The sequence below is a fragment of the Shewanella sp. AC91-MNA-CIBAN-0169 genome, from assembly GCF_040310165.1.
In the GTDB taxonomy this organism is placed as follows: domain Bacteria; phylum Pseudomonadota; class Gammaproteobacteria; order Enterobacterales; family Shewanellaceae; genus Shewanella.
Genome location: NZ_JBEOPM010000019.1, coordinates 20,280 through 45,653 on the forward strand (window position 1 = coordinate 20,280; position 25,374 = coordinate 45,653).

Below are 25,374 nucleotides of genomic sequence, written 5' to 3' on the forward strand. Positions count from 1 at the left end.
GTTAATGATGTTTAGATTAGTATACAATAGCGACCTATTTTTATTTGTGTTATTGGGTCTGTTATGTCATTTACGTCGCTAGGGTTACCGCCATTATTATTAGATGCGGTTAATCAATCTGGGTATCAAACTGCTACTCCTGTCCAACAAGCTGTGATCCCACTAGCGCTAGATGGCCGAGATGTATTGGCCAGTGCCGAAACCGGTACCGGAAAAACAGCTGCTTTTGCGTTACCGTTACTAAGTCATTTAATGGCGCAAGATCATTCAGACTTATTGCCACCAAATCGTTTACGCGCATTAATCATGACACCGACTCGCGAGCTAGCGATTCAGATTGAGCAAAATTTAGTTAAATACAGCCAGTTTATCAATCTGACCAGCTTAGCCGTTTATGGTGGCGCGAGCATCAATCCTCAGCGTAAGGCATTAGAACAAGGCGTAGATATTTTAGTGGCAACGCCAGGACGATTGTTTGACATTATTGGCCAGCATGAATTGGATCTATCTTTTGTTACTCACTTAGTGATTGATGAAGCTGATCGCATGCTTGATCTTGGTTTTGTTAAAGATATTGAAAAAGTGAAGCGTTTAATCGCCAGACAACATCAAACTATGATGTTTTCTGCTACTTTTTCTGAAGAAGTTAAAACGCTAGCGGCTAAAATGCTAAACAATCCTGAATACGTTCATGTTGAAACCCAAACTACTGCCGCTAATGTTGTCCAGCAAGTCTATCAAGTGGATACCCGCCGAAAAGCTGAGTTGTTATCTGAATTAATTGGCAAGCATAACTGGCAACAAGTTATGGTGTTCACCAGCCGTAAAGAAACAGCAGATCATTTATACCGCGAGTTAAGCTTAGACGGTATTAAGTCATCGGTATTTCACGGTGATAAAAGCCAAGGGGCTCGAAATCGTGCGTTGGAAGAGTTTAAAACTGGTCAATTACGCGTGTTAATTGCTACTGACTTGGCCGCTCGAGGGCTTGATATTCAAGCTCTACCAAGAGTCATTAACTTTGAATTACCTGAAGAATGCGAAGATTACATCCATAGAGTAGGGCGTACAGGCCGTGCGGGATTAGGCGGTGAAGCCATTTCGCTGGTGAGTCCTCAAGAGCTAGAGTTACTTGGCGCGATTGAACAACTTATTGAACAATCATTACCGATATTGGTACCAACAGGGTACGAGGAAGGGGCACCATTACCGGCTCGATATCGCGATGTTGCGGCAGAGAAACCGAAAAAAGTACTTAAGTACAAACGTGGCAAGCCATCGCAAACCGATGTGAAACCTACTCGAAAGGGTAAATACGCTAAAGCGAAAAAATGATCACCAAACCGATTAACACCAATATTATTACTGGCTTTCTGGGGGTGGGTAAAACCACGCTCATTAGCCAATTATTAGCTCATAAGCCCAAAGATGAAGTGTGGGCGGTGCTGGTAAATGAGTTTGGCGAAATAGGCATTGATGGTGGTTTGTTAAATGCGACTGCTGCAGGTAATAATAGTAATAGTCCTGATGTTACACCAGCAAAGCCTGCCAGTATTGTCATAAAAGAAGTGCCAGGTGGTTGCCTGTGTTGCGTCTCCGGCTTACCAACACAAGTCGCGATAAATCAACTTATTCAGCAAACTAAGCCGGACCGGTTATTGATAGAACCTACTGGACTTGGGCATCCTGCTGAAATCGTGAAGTTATTAACATCTGAATATTATCAACATGTTATTACTTTGCAAAGTAGTGTGTGTCTGGTTGATGCGCGTAAAGTCAGCGATCCGCGCTATCGAAATCATGATACGTTTACGCAGCAATTACAGATGGCAGATGTGCTGTTGGCCAATAAAGCCCAGCATTACACTGAAACAGATCGTTTACAGTTACAGCAATTCCTCAGCAAGTTACATTTACAACAGACGCCACTAATTAGTGTCGATAATCACTTTACTGATGTTGACCTAATCCAACAGTTATTATTGCGCTTAAATACCCCGACAAAGTATCAAACGGTGCCAGCGGGACAACGGCTATTGGGGCGGAAAACGCTTATGGATAACTGGCTGTCTAACGAACCACCACTGAGCGATATCGATACCCCTGAGTTTTCCCCTACTGGGTTTATTCACAAAACTAACCAAGGTGAGGGCTGTTACAGTAGTGGTTGGATATTTTCAGCAGTACATTGTTTTCAGTTTGAGCAATTTATGGCGTGGGTAGACACGGTTAAAATGGACAAGGTGCTGAGATTAAAAGCTATTGTTATTACCCAGGATGGGGTGCTCAGTGTCAATATGGTGGATGATAAGTTGATGCTTAATGAACTTGATGATGCACTAGATACACGGGTCGAAATTATTAGCGATATGCCGCTTGAACATGAAAGATTGCAGCAACAGTTACTGGCGTGTTTATTGATTTAGTCTGAGTTGAGATGAGCAATTCGTTTTATAGGACATCTCGTTTTGATAGGACATGTCGTTTTGATAGTACCTCTCGATTGAGTAGGATGACTCCTTTGAGTAGGATGACTCCTTTGAGTAGGATGACTCGTTTGAGTAGGATGACTCGTTTGAGTACGCTAATTAACGCTGAGTTCGGATATTAGTGTTAAGTATGGTAACAAAAATTAAGGGCATTGATATGATATCAATGCCCTTATTGTTTACGCTATTTACTGTGATGGTCCATTAGTTTAACGAGTACATTCTTCTAATAAATAGGCTAAATGGCGGTATGAAATACCACTGTGTTGGGTTAAGCCGACTTCACACATTCTGTTAGCGTAGTAACCTTCTTTCGTTTCTGCCGGAATGAGCTTTTTAATGTTACGCAGTGCGCTGGCATTAATTTCAGGCTTATAAAGCCCTTTTTCACCGGCATAACCACAACAGCTAATGCCCGCGGGCAACACTACATGGTTAGCACACGCATCAGCAATAGCTTGTTGCTTAGGCTCTAATTTCATCTTACGGGCACTACAGCCTTGGTGTAAAGTGACGTTAGATTTCTTCGTAATTGTCATGTTTGGTAACATCTCGTCGTGCATAAACTCGACTAAATCGGTTATTTTCACCTTAGGGTTACCGGTTAATGTGCGATAAGTACAAGACAATGCATCAACGATAATAGGCACTTTGCCATTTTCAGACTGTGTACTGAGTGCGTCAATAAGTTCATCACGCTTAGCATCGGCGTTTTTAAAATCACCTTTTGATTCCCACATCTGACCGCAACATAAATGGCGGGTATTTTCTGGGATGATCACATTGTAGCCAGCGCGTTCAAGTAAAGTCATAACCACTTCTGGCAAGGTGCGGTTGTCAGGATCTTTTGGTGTTGGACCAAAGGTTCTGCCACCACATGCAGGGAAGTATAAAACTGTTTGTTGACCCGGTTTATGGGCTGATGGCTTTGCCACTTTGCCACCTTTAGGGAAGTCTGGATTCCAATAAGGTACTTCTTTGGAAATCAAACGACCCGCTTTCATCAACGAGTTGGTGATACCATCGCCAGTTATTTTATGCACAATACCTAAAATATCAAAGCCGGTGCTGATCACTTGGTTTACTGCGCCAAAATGCTTGGCTTGGAAGTCGAGCACTTTTTGTTCTGTGGTGGTGATGTACGGTGTGCGCAGTTTACGCACCAAATTACCCATGCTGTTGTCAACTGGGCAGGCAATAGTACATAGCTGACAGGCTGCACAGGTATCAACCACATCATATTTGGCACTGGCACGCATTTCTGCGGCGGCTTTTTTATCACCCGATTGCTCTAAACGTTCAATTTCACGCAATACCGCAATACGTTGGCGCGGAGAGAAGTTAAGCGCCGATGTTGGACAGGTTTTCTCACAAAAACCACATTCAATACATTTATCAATAAAGTCATCTACCACAGGGCAAGGTTTGATGTTTTTAACATGTACCAGCGTGTCATCATTGAGAATAACCCCAGGATTTAACAATTTACTTGGGTCGAAAATTTGTTTGATTTGCTTCATTAATGTATATGCGTCAGTGCCCCATTCCATTTCAACAAAGGGGGCTACAGCTCGACCAGTACCATGCTCTGCTTTCATCGAACCATCGTACTTATTGATCACCATTTCAGCGACATCTTGCATGAAATTTTGGAAACGATTGATATCATCTTGAGAGGCAAACGTTGGCGTGATAATAAAATGGAAGTTACCGGCTAAAGCATGGCCATAAATCACCCCTTCTGGGTAACCGTGTTGATGGAATAAAGCGGTTAAGTCTGCTGCTGCACTGGCTAAATGTTGTAATTCGAATGCAACATCTTCAATAATAACCGATGTGCCTTTAGGTCTTGCACCGCCAATAATAGGGAATAAACCAGAGCGCATTGCCCAATACTGGCCAAATACTGCTGGATCATTACTGAATTCAGTTGGACGTTCAGTGTCAATGTGAGCGATTTTTGTGATCACATCTTGAGTGTATTGCACTAACGTTTCGGGGTCATTAGCACGACACTCAATTAATAGAATGGCTGAACCTTCTGGTAAATCACTTAGCCACTCCGGCATGCCAGTTTTACCGGTAACGGATTTAATCGATGCCCAATCAAGTAATTCTGCAGCGGCCACACTATCACCTTTAATCGGTGGTATTGCGCTGGCAGCATCTTCCATATTGAAGAACACCGCCATGGCAGAAGCTTTAAATTGAGCTTCTTCAACGGTGTGATAAGTGACTTCATTTACAAACGCAAGTGTGCCTTCTGAGCCCACAATTAAGTGATTAATGATGTCAAATGGATCGCTAAAATCTACCAGTGCATTAATGCTGTAACCAGTGGTGTTCTTAATCGAGAACTTTTTACGGATCCGCGCCGATAGGGTTGGATTATTTTGAGTTAATTGCGCAAGATCGGTTAACGCCGTAAGTAACGCAGGATTAGATTGGCTAAATGCTGCTTTTGAATGCGGACAACCTGTATCAAGTTCAGTACCATCGGCAAGCATTAATTTAACTGATTTAATGGTTTGATAACTGTTCTGCGCGGTGCCACAACACATTCCAGATGCATTATTTGCTACCATTCCGGCAATTTGTGCAGAGGCTAGTGTGGCTGGATCGGGACCAATTTTTTTATTGAAGGGTTTTAATGCCATGTTGGCATCTGAACCAATGACCGCAGCACCTAGAGTGATTGAATTTCTATCTTCACTGATTTCAATGTTTCTAAAACCATCATGGCCCAAAATAAGTAAAATACCATCACCAATTGCTTGGCCAGATAAACTGGTACCGGCAGCACGAAAGGTTACTGGCACATTATGTGCTCTGGCGATATTAAGGGTTATTTTAACTTGTTCTGGAGTATCTGCGTGTACCACAATTTCAGGTACGATACGAAAGTAACTGGCATCAGTTGACCAAGCAAAACGACGCACTGGATCATTGGATACGGCGTGACTGCCGAGCTGTGACGTTAACGTATCCATCACTACTTGATAATTAATAGTCATAACATGCTCTCTTTACACTCGAATGAACGGCAGGCATTTTGTGCCTGCTGTTGTATTGTTATCGTTAGAATATAAGTAACTTTATCGTTAATTAGAATCCACCCCAGATAACAGCAATAGTGCCTGCAACTAAGGCATAACCCAGTGCGATAGGCATTGTTTTACGAATAATTTCAGACTCACGACCTGCCATTCCTACCACGGTAGCAGCAGCAACGACGTTCATTACACACATCATGTTGCCCGCATTGGCTCCAATGCCTTGCAACGCTAACGCGATGGCGTGATTCATGCCGATATTATCTGCAACTGAATACTGTAAGCCTGAGAACATCATGTTTGAGAAAGTCGCAGAACCTGACAGGAAGGCACCAAAAATACCGACAATAGGTGAAACCCAAGCCCAAACTGAGCCCATGCTATTGGCCAGTAGGTCTGCTAATGCAACTGGCATTGAAGCGAGACCGGCGCCATTTTCACCTGAGTTTAGGAATATTTTTACCATAGGTACTGATGCACCTAATGAAATGATCGTTGGTAACATTGAACGACAAGATACGGTGATTGATTGCTTCATTGCAGTAGGTTTCATTTTAAATAAGATAAAACCGAATAAACATACAACAACAAAGAAGATTCCCGGTGCATACAATGTAGCAAATCCGGCTTTAAGCTCTGTGCCTAATAAACCCGTCCAGCTAATGTTAAAGCCAAGCAACCAGCTTTTAAATGGAGTAACGACACGAGATAAGACTAATAACGACGCCATAATGATGTATGGAGACCAAGCGGCAATTTGTGAGAATTTAACCGGTGTTTGATTAATCGCGAGTTCTTCATCTGATTTATTGTCGTTTTCGCTGAAGTCACACCAAGGTGTTGATGGCAGTAACCAGCCTTTTCTCGCGACAGGGATAACTAACGCCATACCCACAAGAGCACCAATAACAGAAGGGAACTCAGGACCGGCAAAATAGTTAATTAACCATGCTGGTATGGTAAAGGCAAAACCGGCAAATATTGCAAATTTCCAAACTTGTAAACCTTCTTTAATCGACTTGTTGCGACCAAAAAATCCTGTTAATACACAAACCATCACTAACGGAATCAATGTACCTGTTATTAAGTCGATGGTGATCATGTGTTTAGCAATATACTGTGCATAACCGGCAAAAGTGCCACCATGTTCAGCAATTTGAGCTGCCGCCATGTTAACGCCACCTTCAGTTAGGCCTTGTTCCATCCCAAATAGAACAGGTAAACCAATTGCGCCAAATGACACTGATGTTGAATCAGCAATCAAGGCCACTACGGCTGCAGCAATGGGTGGGATACCTAATAATACTAGTAGCGGTGCACCGATTGCAGCTGGAGTACCGAAGCCTGCAGAGCCTTCAATAAACGATCCAAACAACCAGCAAATAATAATCACCTGAACTCGCGCATCGGCACTGATGTTAGTAAAGCCTGAACGAATAGTGTCCATGGCGCCAGAATATTTAAGGGTATTTAACAAAAATACCGCACCAAAAATAATGGTCAGTGGTGTTAACGCCGCGAGAAGACCTTCGACAACAGATGCCGCAAGGAGTTGCGTATCCATTTGCCAAATAAACATTGCTACAAGGCCTGTAGCGACCATTGATATGGGCATTGCTTTAGACGCTGGTAGGCGCATAAGCACTAAAAATACCATTACGCTAATAATGGGGGTCAAGCTTGCTAGTATCTGTAATATTGTCATGCATACCTCGTATCACTATAAGTGGGTACTAAATTGTTATTATTTGTCAGCATTTGTCCAACTAGGGCGTAATAGACGTTATTTAAGTGTTAAAAGTGTTGATCGAGATCATCTAACAAACGAGAAAGTGCATTAGCCAACAGAACTGTGAAGCGCATCCGGTGCAAGGTTTTTAGTGCGTGGTTGAGATCACGCTTTATAGGGATATAACAGGTCATATAAAGTAAAACCAAGCGAGTTATCGATTGGCTTACAATATATTTAATTAGCATTTGGTAATGTGAAGGGGCTCACTAGAAAGGCGACGGTGTTGTGATCGAGTTCAAACAGTTAGAAAAGTTTACTTCCCCAGCCTAATTTGTTACGTAATACGTGAAAATAATTATGACCTTTGGGGTGGATGAGTCTTAGGCGTTCATTTGAGCGGCGAATAAAAATTTCATCGCCTGGTAATACAGCTAAATGGACATGACCATCACAACTGACTTCGAGGTTTTCACCATTCTCAGGTGAGACCACTAATTTAATGATGCTACATGCATCGACCACAATGGGTCTACATGACAAGGTGTGAGGAAACATCGGCACTAAAATAAGCGCTTGCAGATTAGGTGTTAATATTGAACCGCCAGCAGACAAAGAATAGGCAGTAGAACCTGTTGGCGTGGACACAATCATGCCATCAGCGCGCTGGCTATACATAAATTGTTCATCAATATAAACCTCAAATTGGATCATATGAGCAATTTTACCAGGGTGAAGTACAGCTTCATTGACGGCGGTATTACTGGCGGTTATTTTTCCGTGACGGTGAACTTCAGCCTCCAGTAAAAAACGGTGTTCAGTTTCAAATTCACCGCCGAGCACTTTAGACAAGGCTTCTTCGAAGTTATCAGGAGGTAAATCAGTTAAAAAACCTAAGTTACCCCGGTTTACACCAATCACGGCAACATTAAAACGCGCCAATACCCGGGCTGCACCTAACATATTACCATCACCACCAACCACGATGGCTAAATCACAATGTTCACCCATTTCAAGTAGGTCCATTGAACAAACATCTACCCCCAGCTCTGCAGAGACTCGTCCTTCAACGATAACCCTAAAGCCCTGCATGCTTAACCAATGATGCAATCGGGTTAACGTGAGGTTAGTCCCTTGATGATGTGGTTTACCGATGAGACCGATTGTCTGGAACATTTTAGTCATATTCGAGTTTGTTATGCCTTTAGGCCTTGAAACATAAGAATTGATCCCCATAATATACTCAAACTTATTAGAAGTGTGAGATTTGCTGTTAATTTATCAGTAAATGGCCACTTTATTTTATTGTCGTAGAATACGAAATAACGCATTTTTTAGCTGGAGTGAAAATGAGCAACGAATCGAACAACACATCGCAAGATCAAGTGGAAGAAGCTGTAACTCCTGAAGTTGTGGCTGATGAGGCAAGTTTGATGGATGAAGTAACCCAAGCAAATTTTCGAATTGAAGAACTAGAGCAACTATTGGCTGAGTCTGAAACTGCGTTAGCTGAGCGTAAAGATGTTGAAATGCGCGCAGCGGCAGAAACACAGAACATTCGTACTCGCGCGGCAAAAGATGTCGAGCAAGCACGTAAGTTTGCCTTGGAAAAGTTTGCTAACGAACTCTTACCTGTAATCGATAATATGGAACGCGCCTTACAGGGGACTAACCCTGAAGATGAAGCGACTAAAGCGATTTATGAGGGTGTCGAACTGACCATGAAAGGTTTTTTAACCTCGGTGGCAAAGTTTGGTGTAACTCAAGTTGATCCACAAGGCCAAGCATTTAACCCTGAACATCATCAAGCTATTGGGATGCAGCCAAGTGCTGAATTTCCTGCCAACACTGTCATGATGGTCATGCAGAAAGGTTATTTATTGAATGACCGTTTACTGCGTCCTGCGATGGTGATGGTATCTCAAGGCGGTGGCAGTGTGGATGTTGAAGCTTAACGATAACGTTAATCTCAATACTCGCTTGTTGACACTAGAGCTGTAGCCAATAGCATTATAATGTTCTTCAACATAGTGCTATTCATATAGTCCTATTTATCATAGTGCTATTTAATATAGTGCTATTTATTATAGTGCTATTTATCATAGTTACGTGCACTATGATCACTAGAACGCGAGCCATAAAAAAGGACTGATTTTTCAGTCCTTTTTTGATCCTCTGCCAGTAATAACAGTAGAATATTAAGCCATAAATGCTTGGATTTGCGCTAAAATACCTTCAGCATCAAGTTGAAGATCCGTGATGATTTCATCAGGTGCGCCGTGTTGAATAAATTCATCAGGCAAACCAATCTGTAACACAGGTTTTACTATTCGCATTTTGTGTAATGCTTCAATTACTCCAGAACCCGCACCACCCATAATCGCATTTTCTTCAACGGTAACGATAACATCATGGCTATTGGCAAGTTGTTCAAGCAAGGCTAAATCTAGTGGCTTAACAAAGCGCATATCGGCAATGGTAGCATCCAGTTTTTCAGCAGCATAGGTAGCAGCTTCAAGTGTGGTACCAAAGTTAACAATGGCAATTTTTTGACCTTGACGGGTTAATACCCCTTTACCTATCGGTATTAATGTCATGGCCTCGACTTGTTCAGCCCCAGTTGCAAACCCTCGAGGGTAACGTACCGCAGTCGGCCCATCTTGATAGCAATAACCTGTATAGAGCATTTGACGGCATTCGTTTTCATCTGATGGCGCCATAATGATCATATTGGGAATACAACGCATAAAACTTAAATCGAATGCCCCTTGATGAGTTGGGCCATCTGCACCAACAATACCACCACGGTCAATAGCGAATAATACTGGTAAACGTTGCAAAGCCACATCGTGGATAAGTTGATCGTATCCGCGCTGTAAAAAAGTCGAGTAAATAGCAACCACAGGCTTTAGACCTGCACAGGCAAACCCTGCGGATAAGGTGACCGCATGCTGTTCGGCAATGGCAGCATCAAAATATTGGCTTGGGAATCGTTGCGAAAACTCAACCATGCCAGAGCCTTCGCGCATAGCGGGCGTAATAGCGACTAACTTGTCGTCTGTGGCAGCCATGTCGCATAACCATTTACCAAACACTTGTGAAAACGTAGGTAAACCTGGTTTCGTTGTCGGTTTCTTAAACTGGCTAGGATCAAATTTAGGCACCGCGTGCCAGCCGATAGGATCTTTTTCAGCAGGCTCATAACCACGACCTTTTTTTGTCATGATATGCAGTATCTGTGGACCTTTGAGGTTACGCATATTACGCATTGTTTCAACGAGCGAATCAACATCGTGACCATCTATTGGGCCAATATAATTAAACCCTAGTTCTTCAAATAACGTTGCAGGCACCACCATGCCTTTAAGGTGCTCTTCAGTACGCTTAGCCATTTCTTTAATGACCGGCATCCCTTTAAGGACCTTTTTACTGTTTTCTCGAATGGTGGTATAAAAACGACCTGACATCAGCTGCGCCAAATGATTATTCAGTGCGCCAACATTTTCAGAAATCGACATTTCATTGTCATTCAGTACCACGAGCATGTCATTGTGCAAGTCGCCAGCATGATTTAAGGCTTCAAACACCATTCCCCCGGTCATGGCGCCATCACCAATTACAGCAACCACTTTTCGACCTGCACCTTCTTTACCTGCAGCAATCGCCATACCTAAGGCGGCGCTAACAGAGGTGCCAGAGTGACCCACGCTAAACGTATCGTATGGGCTTTCTTCACGCCATGGGAAAGGATGTAAGCCATTCTTTTGTCGAATGGTATGCATCTGTTCACGACGATCGGTAAGGATTTTATGTGGATAAGCTTGATGCCCTACATCCCAAACTAACTGATCAAATGGGGTATTGTAGACATAATGAAGTGCCACAGTTAATTCAACTGTGCCTAAGCCAGAAGCAAAATGTCCGCTAGAAATAGCAACAGACTGAAGTAAGAACTGTCTGAGTTCATCAGACACTTGAGGAAGTAAACCTTGAGGTAACTTCCTTAATTCTTCTGGTGTATTAGCTTTCGCTAGTACTGGAAATTTAGAAATATCGAAGCTCATAGCGAGATTGTCTGACTCTTTATTATAATCTTCGCTCAATAATGTAGTGGGCGAAGTCTGCAATTAACTGGCTATTGTATGGTAATTTAGTCAGCGCTGATAGTGCATCTTGTATTAGTTGTTCTGCACAGGCTTTGGCACCATCGAGACCCAATAGTTTCGGGAACGTGCTTTTATTCGATTGCTGATCGCTGCCTTGTGGTTTGCCTAACTCTTCGGTGCTAGCAGTAATATCTAAAATATCATCTTGCACTTGAAAAGCTAGCCCAAGCGTATGGGCATATTTCATCATTAATTTATAATGCTCATCGGGTACGTCAGCAGCGATTAAGGCAAGCTCAACCGCACAACTGATTAACGCTCCGGTTTTTTTATTATGTAATTCGGTTAATCGGTCTAAATTTATACTGTGATCTGTTGCACTCAGATCAATCGCCTGCCCACCGCACATACCTTGATACCCTGAAGCTTTTGCGAGTACTCTGACCATCGCCAGTTGTTGCTTCGGATGTAAGTCATTACAAGGGGCTGTGATAATTTCAAAAGCCAATGTTTGCAACGCATCACCGGCTAAAATCGCGGTGGCTTCGTCAAATGCAATATGAACAGTTGGTTGGCCACGACGAAGTGCATCGTTATCCATTGCCGGTAAGTCATCGTGTATTAATGAATAGGCATGAATACACTCAATAGCAGCCGCGGCTTTATCAAGTGCATTGATATTGACACCGAGCATGTCACCTACACTGTAGACCAAAAATGGTCTTATGCGTTTCCCACCCAATAGCGCACCATGGAGCATCGCTGCTTTTAAATCTGGTGCAGCGTCATCGAGCAGCGTTAAATGTTGGTTAAGAATACCATTAACGCGATTTTGGTATGTTGTTATTGCTTCAGCTAACACGTATCAAGACCTATTATTTAATACACACTATGTTGACGATTATTCACTTTCTACAGTGAACGACGCTAATTCAGCATCATCTTCATTTAATAAGATAGAGACTTTTTGCTGTGCTTGCTCAAGTTTGGCTTGGCTTTGACGTACTAACTTAATGCCACGCTCAAACTGCTTAAGTGCATCATCCAGCGACACTTCACCTTGCTCCAAATGAGCAACAATGGTTTCAAGTTCAGTTAATGATTGTTCAAAACTGAGATTTTCAGGTTTTTTAGCCACGAGTAATATTCCTTTCATTCAGCGTGTGACAAGGTATATCAGCCCAGCGTATCGGTCAAATACAGTCGCTGGTTATTTGCTCAACAGCACGCTTTGTTATTGAATTTTGTTTAGAATGTACAAAAACAAGCTAAACTTGAGCCAAGTTTGTCCGATAACAAGTCATGATTTAAATTTGCTAGCAAAAATAGTATTGAAACTTTTGCTGTAATACATAACGATGGGCATTGTTATCAACACAAAATGCTGTCGGATTATTCGGATCATATGACGTGCGCTAACAGCACGATGGAAGTAGCACAAATAAGCAGCATAACGACTGCGATTGAGGAGAGGTTGTGGATTTAGCTACCCTAATAGGTATTATCGGTGCTTTTGCATTTATTATTGGTGCGATGATCACCAGTGGTGGTATCGGATTATTTATCGATGTACCGTCAATTTTGATTGTTGTGGCAGGCTCTTTATTTGTGGTGATGATGAAATTTAACCTAAAGCAATTTTTAGGTTCAATAAAGATTGGTATGAAAGCCTTCATGTTTAAATTAGATAAACCTGAAGACTTGATAGAACAAGCTGTCACCATGGCTGATGCTGCCCGTAAAGGCGGTTTTTTAGCATTAGAAGAAGCGGTTATTACCAACACCTTTATGCAAAAAGCCGTTGATATGTTAGTTGATGGCCATGACGGTGATGTGGTGCGCAACGCATTAGAAAAAGACATAGCATTAACTGAAGAACGCCACAAAACAGGGGTGGGTATTTTTAAAGCCATGGGTGATGTGGCACCTGCAATGGGCATGATTGGTACTTTGGTTGGTTTAGTGGCGATGCTATCTAACATGGACGATCCAAAGTCTATTGGACCTTCAATGGCAGTGGCATTGTTAACGACTCTTTACGGCGCGGTGATTGCCAACATGATCGCCATCCCTATGGCGGATAAATTATCATTACGGATGAATGAAGAATTGCTTAATCGTAATTTAATTATGGATGCAGTATTAGCGATTCAAGATGGACAGAATCCACGGGTTATTGAAGGCTTTTTGAAGAACTATTTGGCTGAAAGTGTGCGAAAAATCGATACAACGGACGGAGAGTAACTCATGGCTAAGGCCAAGTGTGATTGTCCACCCGCTGGTGCCCCTATGTGGCTTGCCACATTTGCAGACTTAATGTCGTTGCTGATGTGTTTCTTCGTGTTGTTGTTAGCGTTCTCTGAAATGGACGTGATGAAGTTTAAACAAATCGCTGGTTCAATGAAGTATGCATTCGGGGTACAAAACAAAGTTGAAGTAAAAGACATTCCTAAGGGGACGTCTGTTATTGCGCTTGAATTCCGCCCAGGTCGCCCCGATCCCACTCCAATAGAGATCATTAATCAACAAACCAATGAAATGACTCAGCCGACGATAGAATATCAGGCGGGTGAAGAAGACAGCGCGGGTGGGACTCAAAAACAGAATGGTGAGCAACGCGGTGGCAATGCAGCCGCAACAGCGCAACAAGAAGCTGAAGCCGTTAAAAAAGACGCTGCCTCTTCGCAAGAAAACATTAATGATCAAGTTAAAAAAATGGCTGAAAAACTCAATGAAGAAATTGTCGATGGCGCTATTGAAATTGAATCTTTAGGCCAACAAATTATTATTCGTATCCGTGAGAAAGGCTCTTTTGCTTCGGGCTCAGGCTTTTTACAACCTAAGTTCAAACCTATTGTGCGCTCAATTGGTGAATTATTAAAAGATGTCCCTGGGATTATTACGGTGTCGGGTCACACTGATGGTGCTGATATTAATAATGAGCTTTACAGCTCAAACTGGGAACTATCAAGCCAACGAGCTGTGGCTGTGGCTCATGAATTAAGAAGAGTTTCTGGTTTTGATGAATCAAGGATGAAAGTGGTTGGCGAGGCGTCTAATCGGCCATTAATCGCCAATGATTCTATTGAAAATCAGGCTCGAAACCGACGGGTAGAAATCTCTATCGAGCAAGGCAAAGCGAAAGAGTCGAATGAAATAATTGTAACTCAATAGTTTGCCATCAAAAGATAAGCGCAATCTCTACAAGTTAAAGAGATTGCGCTTTTTTGTTTTATAAATGTGCCTTACAGCGCTTTTACTAACAAATAACAGATAAAAAAGTGAATATGTTTGGTTAATAGGCATCATTTGGTATAATCGGCGAATTATTGCATACGTTATGCTATTGACTGGATTGTATACACATCTAGAAAATAGAGCTGTGCTGTTTTTTTAATTTATTATCAAGGTATTACTGTCTTTTTTATTTAGCAAAACCGAGTGTAGTGCTATTTGATGGTGATACCTGTGGACGCCCCATGAAGTTTATTGTAAAGCTGTACCCTGAAATTATGATGAAGAGCAAGTCGGTAAGAATGCGCTTTACCAAAATGCTTGAAACTAATATACGTAATGTGCTTAAAAATGTGGATGAAGGTGCAAAAGTACAACGCTTATACGATCGTATAATCGTGCAAGTACCGAGCGATAAACCGGAGTTATGTGATGTTTTTGCAGAGCGACTAGCGTGTATTCCAGGTATTGCTCACGTGGTGCAAGTGAGTGAGTACACTTTTGATTCAATCGATCATATTTATCAGCAAGCTTTACCAAAGTACCGCGATGAAATTGCCGGTAAAACTTTTTGTGTCCGCGTAAAACGTTCCGGTAATCACGACTTTAATTCAATTGATGTTGAGCGTTATGTCGGTGGCGGATTAAATCAACACACTGAGGCGCTAGGGGTAAAACTTAAAGACCCTGACGTGACCGTTAATCTTGAAATCAATCAAGATAAGCTTTACATGGTTGAGCGTCGTATTCAAGGTTTGGGTGGTTTTCCGATGGCGACCCAAGAAGATGTGTTGTCGCTTATTTCAGGCGGTTTCGATTCTGGTGTGTCGAGTTTTCAGTTTATTAAAAAAGGCACTCGTACCCATTACTGTTTCTTTAATTTAGGTGGCGCTCAGCACGAAATTGGCGTTAAGCAAGTCGCTTACCATCTATGGAAGAAGTACGGTGAGTCTCACAAAGTACGTTTTGTGTCGGTGCCATTTGAGCCTGTAGTTGAAGAGATTTTAGAGCGTATTGATAACGGTCAGATGGGGGTGGTACTCAAGCGTGTAATGATGCGAGCAGCAACACGCATTGCTGACAAATACGGTATTCAAGCACTGGTGACAGGTGAGAGCTTAGGTCAAGTATCTAGCCAAACACTGACGAATCTAAATGTTATCGATCGCAGCACCGATTTATTGATTTTACGCCCGCTTATCGCAATGGACAAACAAGATATTATTAATCAGAGCCGTATTATTGGCACTGAAGATTTTGCTAAATCTATTCCCGAGTATTGTGGTGTTATTTCACAAAAACCTACGGTTAAAGCGGTATTATCTAAGGTTGAAGCCGAAGAGCTTAAATTCTCTGAAGATTTAATCGACCGTGTGGTTGCATCTGCAGTGGTAATGGATATTCGCGATATTGAAGCTGAAATGAACCAACAAGTGACCGAGACCGAAACGGTTAACGATGTTGCTTCTGGCGAAATAATTATTGATGTTCGTGCACCTGAAGAAGAAGAACGTAGCCCATTATTAATTGATAATGTAATGGTTAAAGCGATTCCATTCTTTAAGTTAGCCACCCAATTTGCCGATTTAGATAAGTCTAAAACGTATTTATTATATTGCGATCGTGGCGTAATGAGTAAGCTGCAAGCCTTATACCTTGTAGAAAAGGGCTATACTAACGTTAAAGTGTATCGCCCTTAAGTTGTCGAAACGACACCGTCTTTGCGGTGTCGTGACTTTGGTCTATTTTTAGGGATTTATCCACGTTAGTGTTAGTTTTGGCGGTGAGCTTAAACCGTAATACGCTTTGAGTGAGATGAATCACAGACAATAAAAAACCGCATTAAATGCGGTTTTTTATTGTCTCAGTAACGTGCTTAATATGAGCTAGCTCTAGTTAGCTTGAACCACTTCTGAAGTTTTTTGTTGTTCATCATTGTCAGCAATTAAAATGCTGTTAACATCATTATTGATATCAATTTGCATCGCTTCAATGCTTTGTGATAATTCAGCATGTAAATCGATCATATCGATAGGTTCTAGTTCCGTCGCTTGAGCAGAAGATAAACCCAATATAGATAATAGTGCGACTGCACAAATAGTGTTTAGGTTGAACATAGGGGATGAGCCTCCAGGCTAATAAGTCACATTTGCCGGACTATCCCAGTAACATCGTAGAGATTGTCCAACTGTATTTTCAATGATGCTAATTTAACCAAACACAGTGTTCTTTACAAACGACAAAAAATAACGATAATCATTAGAAAAACTAATTAAAAAACGAGAGATTGATCACTATGTCTAGACGATTACCTCCTTTGAATGCAGTTAAAGCATTTGAAGCTGCAGCACGACATTTGAGCTTTACCCGCGCCGCAGAAGAGTTGTTTGTCACTCAGGCTGCGGTGAGTCATCAAATTAAAGCATTAGAAGATTTTTTAGGGCTAAAACTGTTTAGACGTAAAAATAGATCATTATTGTTAACAGAAGAAGGCCAAAGCTATTTTCTGGACATTAAAGACATTTTTATTGAACTCGGCGAGGCAACTAATCGCCTGCTTGCCCGAAGCGCGGTAGGATCGTTAACGGTGAGTATGTCTCCGAGTTTTGCTATTCAATGGTTAGTGCCTCGTTTAGCTAAGTTTAGCGAAAAAAATCCCGATATTGATGTGCGTATTAAAGCGGTAGACAGTGATGCCAGTTCGTTAACGGATGATGTCGATGTGGCGATTTATTACGGTCAAGGTAACTGGCCTGGATTACGTGCTGATAAACTGCGTAATGAAGTGCTGATTCCAGTATGCTCACCATTATTACTTAACGGGCCTAAGCCATTAATTCAACCGAGTGATTTAAAGCTCCATACTCTATTACATGATTCCAGTCGCCAAGATTGGCAGGCATGGTTTAGGCAATGTGGTGTCACTGACATCAATGTCAATCAAGGGCCGATATTTAGCCATTCTTCATTAGTGTTACAAGCCGCTGCGCATGGCCAAGGTGTGGCATTAGGATATAGTGTACTTGCTCGGCCTGATATCAAAGCTGGGCGTTTAGTGTGTCCGTTTTCTGAGGTGCTGGTGAGCAAAGATGCTTATTATTTAGTGTGTCAGCAAAACCATTCTGAGATTGGTAAAATTTCAGCTTTTAGAGAGTGGATGGTCGATATGTTTGCCGAGGAGTCGCGTAGTGAGTTACTTACCGGATAATACGCCAGTATTAGCTGAAGACTTTCTTTTGCAAGGTTCTAAAAGTGACACCTTGATTGTTTTTGCTCATGGTGCTGGTGCTAATATGCATCATCAATATATGACTTCGATGACCGATAAGTTAATCGCTCAAGGCTATCAAGTGTACCGATTTAATTTCTTGTATATGCAAGCCAATATGCAAGATGGTAAACGTCGTCCGCCTGACCGTGCGCCTAAATTACTTGCGCACTATGAACAGGTGCTGCTTGATATTCAACAAAAAATGGCTCTTGGTCTTATCAATTGTCAGCGGATAATCTTAATGGGTAAGTCAATGGGCGGTCGCATGTCGGCGATATTGACCAGCTCTGACCATCAATTACAACAACCTCTTGTTAAAGATGTTGCCAATAAAATTAGTGCAATTGTGTGTTTGGGCTACCCATTTATTCCCCTTAAAGGTGGAGAGCCACGACTTGCGCCTATTCAGCATAATTCCATTCCGATGCTGATTGTTCAAGGTGAGCGAGATAAATTTGGCGACCTTCAACAAGTACCCAATTGGACTTTGGGTGAACATGCAGAAGTCTGTTGGATTGGTGATGGTGACCATAGTTTACAACCGCGAAAATCGTCTGGTTATACCCTTGAGGGCAATCTTAATCATGCCATTGAGAATATTCGTCAGTTTATTACCCGAGTAGGCTAATGCTGTAACGCGATGTTTTACGCATATGCGGTGACTATTATGCTGATATTTTTATTAATGTCACCATAGTTATTAATACCTGGATTAATAACTATGGTGATGGTTTAAGTCACGAAAACCAGCTTGCTTCAATAGTATGATGCATTGTCGGTTTATGTTGTATGAGGTTAAGTAAAATGAATAAAGGTCTATTATTATTTGCCACACTAAGTGGTTTTATGGCTGTAGCACTGGGTGCTTTTGCTGCACATGGGCTTAAAACTATCGCACCACCGGAATTAGTGAATATTTTTAAACTCGGGGTCGATTATCAGTTTTATCATACCTTCGGATTGATTGCGTTGGCTTTTTCTGCTCATTGGATCCCCTCTAAGTTGATCAACTGGGCAGCTTATAGCTTTATTGCCGGGATAATATTGTTTTCTGGTTCGTTATACCTTTATGCCTTTACGGGGGCTAAATGGATTGGCCCAATTACGCCTATGGGCGGGTTATGCTTCTTAGTGGGGTGGTTGTTATTTGCTGCGGCGATTTGGCATGCAAAATCAGCAGAATAATGCCTTAGCTAAATTCTCCCACCTTGAGCATTTTTGAGTATAATAGCGAGATTATTGTCTCGCTATTATGCGAATATCCTTACGCTAAGGCTCCAAATGAAAAACCTATTCCTATTTTGTCGCTCAGGCTATGAAAAAGACTGTGCGGCAGAAATTCAACAACGGGCAACAGAATTAAATGTGGGTGGTTTTGTTAAAACCAACATCAACGATGCCTATGTGATTTATCAATGTTTTGACGATAATGGTGCCGATACGTTAGTTAAGGAATTGGCGCTTAGTTCATTAGTTTTTGCGCGTCAGATGTTTGCCGCGGGTGAGTTGTTGAGTGATTTACCTGAACAAGATCGAGTCGGGCCTATTGTGGCTTCATTGGCCGCACTGTCAAAATGTGGTGAGCTACGCGTTGAAACGCCTGATACTAATGAAGCAAAAGAATTATCTGCATTTTGTCGTAAATTGACAGTGCCGTTACGTCAAGGTTTAAAAAAGAGCGGCGCATTGCTTAACGCTGAAAGTGACCGCCGTCCCATTATTCATGTGTGTTTTATCGGACCAGGCAAAGCGTATGCGGGTTATTCGTTAAGCCACAATAGTTCGCCACACTTTATGGGTATTCCTCGGTTAAGAATGGCTGCAGATGCACCAAGTCGTTCAAGCCTTAAGCTAGATGAAGCGTTTGGAGCCTTTTTAACTAAAGAAGAGCAAGAAACACGTTGTCGTAGTGGGTTAAATGCCGTTGATTTAGGCGCTTGTCCTGGCGGTTGGACTTACCAATTAGTTCGCCGTGGGATGATGGTGGCTGCCGTTGATAACGGTCCAATGGATCCGAAATTGATGGAAACAGGCCAAGTGAAGCATTATCGTGCGGATGGTTTTCGTTTTGAGCCACCGCGTAAAAATGTGTATTGGTTAGTGTGTGATATGGTTGAAAAGCCAGCCCGAGTTGCTGAATTAATGGAAGCATGGGCGATTAATGGTTGGTTTAAAGAAGCTATTTTTAATCTTAAGTTACCCATGAAAAGCCGCTATAAAGAAGTTAGCGTGATTTTAGAAACCATTGGTGCCATTTTAACTGAAAATGAAATTGATTTTAAAATGCAGTGTAAGCACCTTTATCATGACCGCGATGAAGTGACCGTGCATTTATGGATATTCCCTGAAAAGGGTGTGAGCTACGCATAAAAATACTATTGCACCGCTAACAAAAAGCCCCTTATGCAACGTTGCATAAGGGGCTTTTTAGTTAATGACAGATAACTCAGTCATTAACGTAACCATATGGAATTATCCTAGACGATCGAGTACTGCTTGAGTGAAGTCGGTAGTGCCGTGAGTGCCGCCTAAATCGCGGGTAGTACGGTCACCTTCTTCAATAACAGCCGATACAGCGCTACGGATCATCTCAGCTTTATCAGACATGCCTAAGTACTCTAGCATTTGAATCGACGCTAAAATTACTGAGGTTGGATTGGCTAAGTTTTTACCTGCGATATCTGGTGCACTGCCGTGTACAGCTTCAAAAATAGCGGCATCGCGACCAATGTTTGCACCTGGAGCCATGCCTAAACCGCCCACAAGACCGGCACATAAGTCAGACAAGATGTCGCCAAATAGGTTAGTGGTCACGATAACATCAAAGTTTTCAGGATTCATAACCAGTTTCATACAAGTGGCATCAACAATCATTTCTTCGGTGGTGATGTCTGGGTAACGCAAGCTCACTTCACGTGCCACTTTCAAGAATAAACCTGAAGTTGATTTCATGATGTTAGCTTTATGAACGATAGTCACTTTTTTACGATTTTCTTTACGAGCAAGTTCGTAAGCAAATGTGGTGATTTGCTCTGCACCTTGACGAGTAATAATACTGGTCGCTTCGGCTGTTTGACCATCGTCAGAGATTTTTTGACCTAAGCCTGAGTACATACCTTCAGTGTTTTCACGCACGGTAATGATATCAATGTTCTCATAACGCGCTTGGGTTCCTTTAAATGAAATCACCGGGCGCACGTTAGCATAAAGACTGAACTTTTTACGTAAGCTCACATTAATAGAGGTAAAACCTTCACCGACAGGTGTTGTTAAAGGTCCTTTAAGCGTAATGCGGTTTTTCTCGATAAGGTCTAATGTACGTTGTGGTACTAATTCACCGTGCTTTTCTAACGCCGTTAACCCTGCATCTGCAAATTCATATTCAAAGTTACATCCTGCTTTGTCGAGGATTTTCAATGCTGAATCGATAATGCTTGGGCCAATCCCATCACCTGGGATCACGGTTATTGTACGTTTTGACATGAATAGTCCTTCCACGGTTGTGGTTACTGCAATTGATAGACCGCATATATGGCACGGCTAGGTGACGATAAAAAGCGTCGTTTTTCTGCGGCGTATTTTAACGACTTTTAATGTTTATTTACAGAAAATAGTGAGTATTATCACATTATTTCCGTTATTTTTAAGTCAATTCTAATTTGATTGTTTTACTATGAACCTTTATTACAAATCGTTTACTTGTAAAGTATCTTAATGCTGAAGATTTATCTGCGGTTCAATGTTTTATTGGCAGCATTAGCTTATTCTGTAAGCATTTTTTATAAAGACGACTTTGGTCGCATGTCATGTCTTTTGCTGGTTGGCTTAACGTTAGCTAGTCAATATTGAGATAATCCAACACGATGATCTATTACGGTGATCTATAAAAATAATCAATCAACGTTACCATTAGAGGAAAACTGTGAAATTATTCAATTTAATTCCATTGGCAGTCTGTCTGTCATTTAATGCCCATGCGGCTCCACAACGTGCACTGTCCCTTGATGACATTATGCATTTTGAAACCTTACAACAGCCGGTTATTTCTGATAATGGCAAAGTGATTGCGGTACAGGCTACTCCTGATAGAGGCGATAGTCGTGCATTAATCCGTTTTAGTGATAACAGTAAACAGTATGAAATTGCCAATGGCACCGATGTGAATGTCAGTGCTGATGGCAAATTTGTGTTGGCGACCATTGAAGCGAACTTATTTGAGCGAGAAACCAAGAAGAACGCCGATTTACTCCATGAAGTGGTCTTACTGAATACTCAAAGTGGTAAGCAACAGACGTTTGAGAATGTAGATTCCGCCCTATTTAGCGACAATGGTCATTTTTTAGTTTTAAAATTTAAAATTAACAAGCCTGAGTCTACCGATGAGAAATCTGAATTATCGGAATCTAAGGCTGTTGAATCCATTGCTTCTGAGTCTAAAGCTTCTAAATCTATTATCTCTGAACCAACGGTTGCCGAAAATACTGCTAAGGTTGAAGATGATACTCATGTTGAAATTGAGGAAGCAGATAAAGGCTCTGACGTTCGGTTAATTAATCTGGCTACCAATCAACACACCCAGCTATCTGATGTGACCCAATTTGCTTTTGATAAAGCTGGGAATCATTTTGTTGCAGTCGTTAATCAAGGTGAAAATCAACTGCACCAGGTAGTGCTGGTAGCATTGGATGACCAAAAACAGCGTCAGCTTTATGGTAGTCGCGATGAACATATTGAAGCATTAGCTATCAGCGATGATGGTCAATATGTTGCCGTGACGAAAGGCGCTGCGAGTTCGACACGCTATGGCCGTGAGCACAACATGTTGCTTATTGATGTAGAGCAGAATAAACAACAGCAATTTGCCCAGTCTGAAGCTTGGACATATAACCAATATTCAAGCTTACAGTTTTCAAAAGACGGTCAACGTTTGTATGTTGGTCGAGTTCCCCAAGTTGCTCAGCAAGCTGAATTAGCTGATTATCAAAATGCCAATGATGTGTTTAATCCAGAGATTATCACGGCGAAAAAGCAGCTACGCATTTGGCATGGTGATGATGCCAAAATTAAGCCTCAAGAAGTCAAAGAATATGAGCAAGAATTAAAACGCACTTATTTAGCGGTTTTACACTTAGATTCAAATAAGTTAGTCCAATTAGCTGATCAAGTGGTGCCCGATGTTTCTTATGGTGAGCAAGCGCGTTTTTTATTGGCCAGTTCAGATGTGCCATATCAAAAAATGATCACCTGGGCAGGTTTTTATCGTGATGTGTATTTGGTTGATGTAAACAACGGTAATAAAATTCCAGTGTTAACTCAGCAACCTAGTGATGCAATGCCGACTCTGTCACCGAATGCTAAGTTTCTAGCTTATTATCAGCAAGGTAACGTGTTTCTTTTAGACATTGCATCTCAACGTCGGGTTAATTTGACTGCTAATATTACGACACCGTTTGCTGATGAAGACCATGATTATCCCAGTGCTGCACCCGGTTACGGTTTTGGCCCTTGGTTAACTGATGATAGTGCGATAACCGTTTATGATAAATATGATGTATGGCAGTTTAATACCGCATCGAACCAAGGGTTTATGTTAACCAATGGCGAAGGGCGAAAGCAGAAAACTCAATTTAGACTTGTTGGTTTAGTGAAGGATGAGTTGTTACCCGCAGTAGTGAGTGATGCTGAAACTGTGCTATTGCAAGGTTATAGTCATCTATCAAAAGCAGACGGTTTTTTCAGCGCCAAAATGGGTGTTGCTGGTGTGAAGCGCTTAACCGAAAGCAACAGTAAATTAACGTTGCTTGCCAGAGCTAATAAAGCCTCGACAGTGGTGTTTTCGAAACAGCGCTATGATTTATATCCTGATTTATATATTGCAGCTAATACCTCACCACAGAACGCCCAACAGGTGACCCAACTGGATAAGCAGCGTAACCCCTTTAAATGGGGCAATGCGGAGCTAGTACATTGGCGAGATGGTGACGGTGTTAACATGGATGGGGTACTCATTAAGCCAACAAATTACCAAGCCGGTAAACAGTATCCAACCTTAGTGTATTTCTATCGGTTTATGAGCGATAGGCTACATGCGTTTCCTGATATGAAGCTCAATCATCGACCTAACTTTGCTTGGTATGCAGACAATGGTTATGCGATTTTCTTGCCTGATATTCGTTTCGAGATAGGTTATCCGGGGATCTCTTCAGTAAAAGCACTGACCGCAGGCGTACAAAAATTGATAGCGATGGGGATTGCCGATCCTGATGCTGTTGGTATTCAAGGGCATTCTTGGGGCGGCTATCAGAGTGCATATGCGGTAACCCAAACCAATATCTTTAAAGCTGTTGTGACTGGTGCTCCGGTATCGAATATGACCAGTGCTTATAGTGGTATTCGCCATGGTTCAGGGCTAGCAAGACAATTTCAATATGAAACGGGCCAAAGTCGAATGGGCGAGAGTCTATTCAAGGCACCACAAAAGTATATTGAAAACTCGCCGATTTTTTATGTCGATCGCATTCAAACACCCATGATGATTATGTTTGGTGATAAAGATGATGCTGTACCTTGGGAGCAGGGTATTGAGCTATATCTGGCAATGCGTCGTGCAGGCAAGGATGTGGTGTTTTTACAATATGAAGATGAGCCACATCATTTGAAAAAATATCCCAATAAACTTGATTATACCATTAAGATGAAGCAGTACTTCGATCATTACTTAAAGGGTGAGCAAGCCCCAGATTGGCTCCGCCAAGGTGAAGCTTATCAGGAGTATAAAAAAGTAGATTAAAACGGCTATCAATGTTTGATCTGAATTAACTTTTTACGCCCTATGCTAATACCGATAGGGCGTTTTTTTGTTATTGATACCACAGACAAATAAGCAATTATTGTGGTTCTTGATGGGTTATTGGCACGGCAAAATATTGATCTTCAGTGTCTTGTCCCCATGCAATCAGCAGATTATCTCTAAATAACAATGGGGTGCACTCTTCTTTAGTGGTTTCACCGTCTGATTTTATGTGGTGGGTACGGTAATACATCACTTGATATTGTCCATCAATGCCGGTTTTGGCTTCGACAAAATCTGCACTGCCTAATAATGTTCTGATCTCATCAAGGCTTTGACCAAAGCTGACTTCACTCATTTTTTGTAAGTTGAATGCTTGGCGATCATCCCATGCTCGGTCTTCTGGCTGTGGTTCATAAACAAAAATCACCACGGCAACAAACAGTAAATAGGCAGTGAAAATTCCACCGATGATATACGTCACTTTTGTATTCATAATCTGTGTAATCCGTTATGGTATTAATACCGTTGAGGTTATGTGTTTTTACTCAACTCTGGATAATAAACGGTTATCAAATAACACTTTTTTGTTATCTGTATTGTATCGACTTACCATAAGCCTACTATTATGTTAAAACCCTTGGCAACATCAATAGCAAGAGTGATAGCAGACGTTAAATACACTTATTTTTAACGCTTTAG

Annotated in this window: 20 protein-coding genes; 11 read left to right on the forward strand and 9 right to left on the reverse strand. The window is 41.7% G+C overall.

Annotated features, from left to right (window positions below):
* Positions 1-63 precede the first annotated feature (63 nt).
* Together AAEY98_RS15775 and AAEY98_RS15780 are read left to right on the forward strand one after the other, a co-directional pair.
* The gene (locus AAEY98_RS15775) at positions 64-1,335 is read left to right on the forward strand and encodes a DEAD/DEAH box helicase (protein WP_101086479.1); all 1,272 of its coding nucleotides are present in this window, start codon (positions 64-66) and stop codon (positions 1,333-1,335) included.
* Positions 1,332-2,426 carry a CobW family GTP-binding protein gene (locus tag AAEY98_RS15780; RefSeq protein ID WP_351018092.1) on the forward strand — a complete coding sequence of 365 codons (1,095 nt, stop codon included), beginning with the start codon at positions 1,332-1,334 and terminating at the stop codon, positions 2,424-2,426. The genes AAEY98_RS15775 and AAEY98_RS15780 overlap by 4 nt, the downstream gene beginning before the upstream one ends.
* Positions 2,427-2,698: 272 nt before the next feature.
* Here AAEY98_RS15780 and AAEY98_RS15785 read toward each other — a convergent pair whose 3' ends face one another.
* From AAEY98_RS15785 to nadK, 3 genes are all read right to left on the reverse strand, one after another.
* On the reverse strand, positions 2,699-5,503 hold the full coding sequence (locus AAEY98_RS15785; RefSeq protein ID WP_162023591.1) for an FAD-binding and (Fe-S)-binding domain-containing protein: 2,805 nt from the start codon (positions 5,501-5,503) through the stop codon (positions 2,699-2,701).
* A 91-nt stretch (positions 5,504-5,594) separates the two neighbouring features.
* Positions 5,595-7,247, reverse strand: coding sequence for an L-lactate permease (locus AAEY98_RS15790; protein WP_101086482.1), 1,653 nt, complete (start codon positions 7,245-7,247; stop codon positions 5,595-5,597).
* Positions 7,248-7,577: 330 nt separating this feature from the next.
* Complete coding sequence (gene nadK / locus AAEY98_RS15795) at positions 7,578-8,456, reverse strand: NAD(+) kinase (protein WP_182744634.1); 879 nt, start codon at positions 8,454-8,456, stop codon at positions 7,578-7,580.
* Between the two features lie 164 nt (positions 8,457-8,620).
* Here nadK and grpE point away from each other — a divergent pair, with 164 nt between their 5' ends.
* Positions 8,621-9,226 (forward strand): nucleotide exchange factor GrpE, encoded by a 606-nt coding sequence (gene grpE / locus AAEY98_RS15800; RefSeq protein WP_162023589.1) that lies wholly within the window; start codon positions 8,621-8,623, stop codon positions 9,224-9,226.
* Positions 9,227-9,469: 243 nt separating this feature from the next.
* Here grpE and dxs read toward each other — a convergent pair whose 3' ends face one another.
* The 3 genes from dxs to xseB are packed head-to-tail and all read right to left on the reverse strand — an operon-like array spanning position 9,470 to position 12,515.
* The gene (gene dxs, locus AAEY98_RS15805; protein WP_101086484.1) at positions 9,470-11,335 is read right to left on the reverse strand and encodes a 1-deoxy-D-xylulose-5-phosphate synthase; all 1,866 of its coding nucleotides are present in this window, start codon (positions 11,333-11,335) and stop codon (positions 9,470-9,472) included.
* A 22-nt stretch (positions 11,336-11,357) separates the two neighbouring features.
* Positions 11,358-12,239 (reverse strand): (2E,6E)-farnesyl diphosphate synthase, encoded by an 882-nt coding sequence (gene ispA / locus AAEY98_RS15810; protein WP_011638238.1) that lies wholly within the window; start codon positions 12,237-12,239, stop codon positions 11,358-11,360.
* Between the two features lie 39 nt (positions 12,240-12,278).
* Positions 12,279-12,515, reverse strand: a complete 237-nt coding sequence (gene xseB, locus AAEY98_RS15815) for an exodeoxyribonuclease VII small subunit (RefSeq protein WP_011638237.1) — start codon at positions 12,513-12,515, stop codon at positions 12,279-12,281.
* Positions 12,516-12,853: 338 nt separating this feature from the next.
* Between xseB and pomA the strand changes: the two genes are divergently transcribed.
* The 3 genes from pomA (at position 12,854) to thiI (ending at position 16,311) form a co-directional block, all read left to right on the forward strand.
* The gene (pomA, locus tag AAEY98_RS15820; RefSeq protein ID WP_101086485.1) at positions 12,854-13,621 is read left to right on the forward strand and encodes a flagellar motor protein PomA; all 768 of its coding nucleotides are present in this window, start codon (positions 12,854-12,856) and stop codon (positions 13,619-13,621) included.
* A gap of 3 nt (positions 13,622-13,624) precedes the next feature.
* Positions 13,625-14,551 (forward strand): flagellar motor protein MotB, encoded by a 927-nt coding sequence (locus tag AAEY98_RS15825; protein ID WP_101086486.1) that lies wholly within the window; start codon positions 13,625-13,627, stop codon positions 14,549-14,551.
* 305 nt (positions 14,552-14,856) lie between these two features.
* Positions 14,857-16,311: a tRNA uracil 4-sulfurtransferase ThiI gene (gene thiI, locus AAEY98_RS15830; protein WP_351018096.1), complete on the forward strand. Its 1,455-nt coding sequence runs from the start codon at positions 14,857-14,859 to the stop codon at positions 16,309-16,311.
* A 192-nt stretch (positions 16,312-16,503) separates the two neighbouring features.
* On the opposite strand, the gene AAEY98_RS15835 is transcribed toward thiI, so the two are convergent.
* Positions 16,504-16,728 carry a hypothetical protein gene (locus AAEY98_RS15835; protein WP_351018099.1) on the reverse strand — a complete coding sequence of 75 codons (225 nt, stop codon included), beginning with the start codon at positions 16,726-16,728 and terminating at the stop codon, positions 16,504-16,506.
* A 179-nt stretch (positions 16,729-16,907) separates the two neighbouring features.
* Between AAEY98_RS15835 and AAEY98_RS15840 the strand changes: the two genes are divergently transcribed.
* The 4 genes from AAEY98_RS15840 (at position 16,908) to rlmM (ending at position 20,252) form a co-directional block, all read left to right on the forward strand.
* Positions 16,908-17,819, forward strand: coding sequence for a transcriptional regulator GcvA (locus AAEY98_RS15840; RefSeq protein ID WP_011638232.1), 912 nt, complete (start codon positions 16,908-16,910; stop codon positions 17,817-17,819).
* Entirely contained in the window at positions 17,800-18,510 is a 711-nt protein-coding gene (locus tag AAEY98_RS15845; RefSeq protein ID WP_182744637.1) for an alpha/beta family hydrolase, read from the forward strand. Before AAEY98_RS15840 ends, AAEY98_RS15845 begins: the two co-directional genes overlap by 20 nt.
* A gap of 176 nt (positions 18,511-18,686) precedes the next feature.
* Entirely contained in the window at positions 18,687-19,067 is a 381-nt protein-coding gene (locus tag AAEY98_RS15850) for a DUF423 domain-containing protein (protein ID WP_351018104.1), read from the forward strand.
* Between the two features lie 96 nt (positions 19,068-19,163).
* Positions 19,164-20,252: a 23S rRNA (cytidine(2498)-2'-O)-methyltransferase RlmM gene (rlmM, locus tag AAEY98_RS15855; RefSeq protein WP_011638229.1), complete on the forward strand. Its 1,089-nt coding sequence runs from the start codon at positions 19,164-19,166 to the stop codon at positions 20,250-20,252.
* A gap of 102 nt (positions 20,253-20,354) precedes the next feature.
* Here the strand turns inward: rlmM and AAEY98_RS15860 are convergent, their stop codons facing one another.
* The gene (locus tag AAEY98_RS15860) at positions 20,355-21,365 is read right to left on the reverse strand and encodes an isocitrate dehydrogenase (protein WP_011638228.1); all 1,011 of its coding nucleotides are present in this window, start codon (positions 21,363-21,365) and stop codon (positions 20,355-20,357) included.
* A 439-nt stretch (positions 21,366-21,804) separates the two neighbouring features.
* Between AAEY98_RS15860 and AAEY98_RS15865 the strand changes: the two genes are divergently transcribed.
* Entirely contained in the window at positions 21,805-24,672 is a 2,868-nt protein-coding gene (locus AAEY98_RS15865; protein ID WP_351018107.1) for a S9 family peptidase, read from the forward strand.
* A gap of 97 nt (positions 24,673-24,769) precedes the next feature.
* Here the strand turns inward: AAEY98_RS15865 and AAEY98_RS15870 are convergent, their stop codons facing one another.
* Positions 24,770-25,168: a DUF3192 domain-containing protein gene (locus tag AAEY98_RS15870; protein WP_101086492.1), complete on the reverse strand. Its 399-nt coding sequence runs from the start codon at positions 25,166-25,168 to the stop codon at positions 24,770-24,772.
* Positions 25,169-25,374 lie beyond the last annotated feature (206 nt).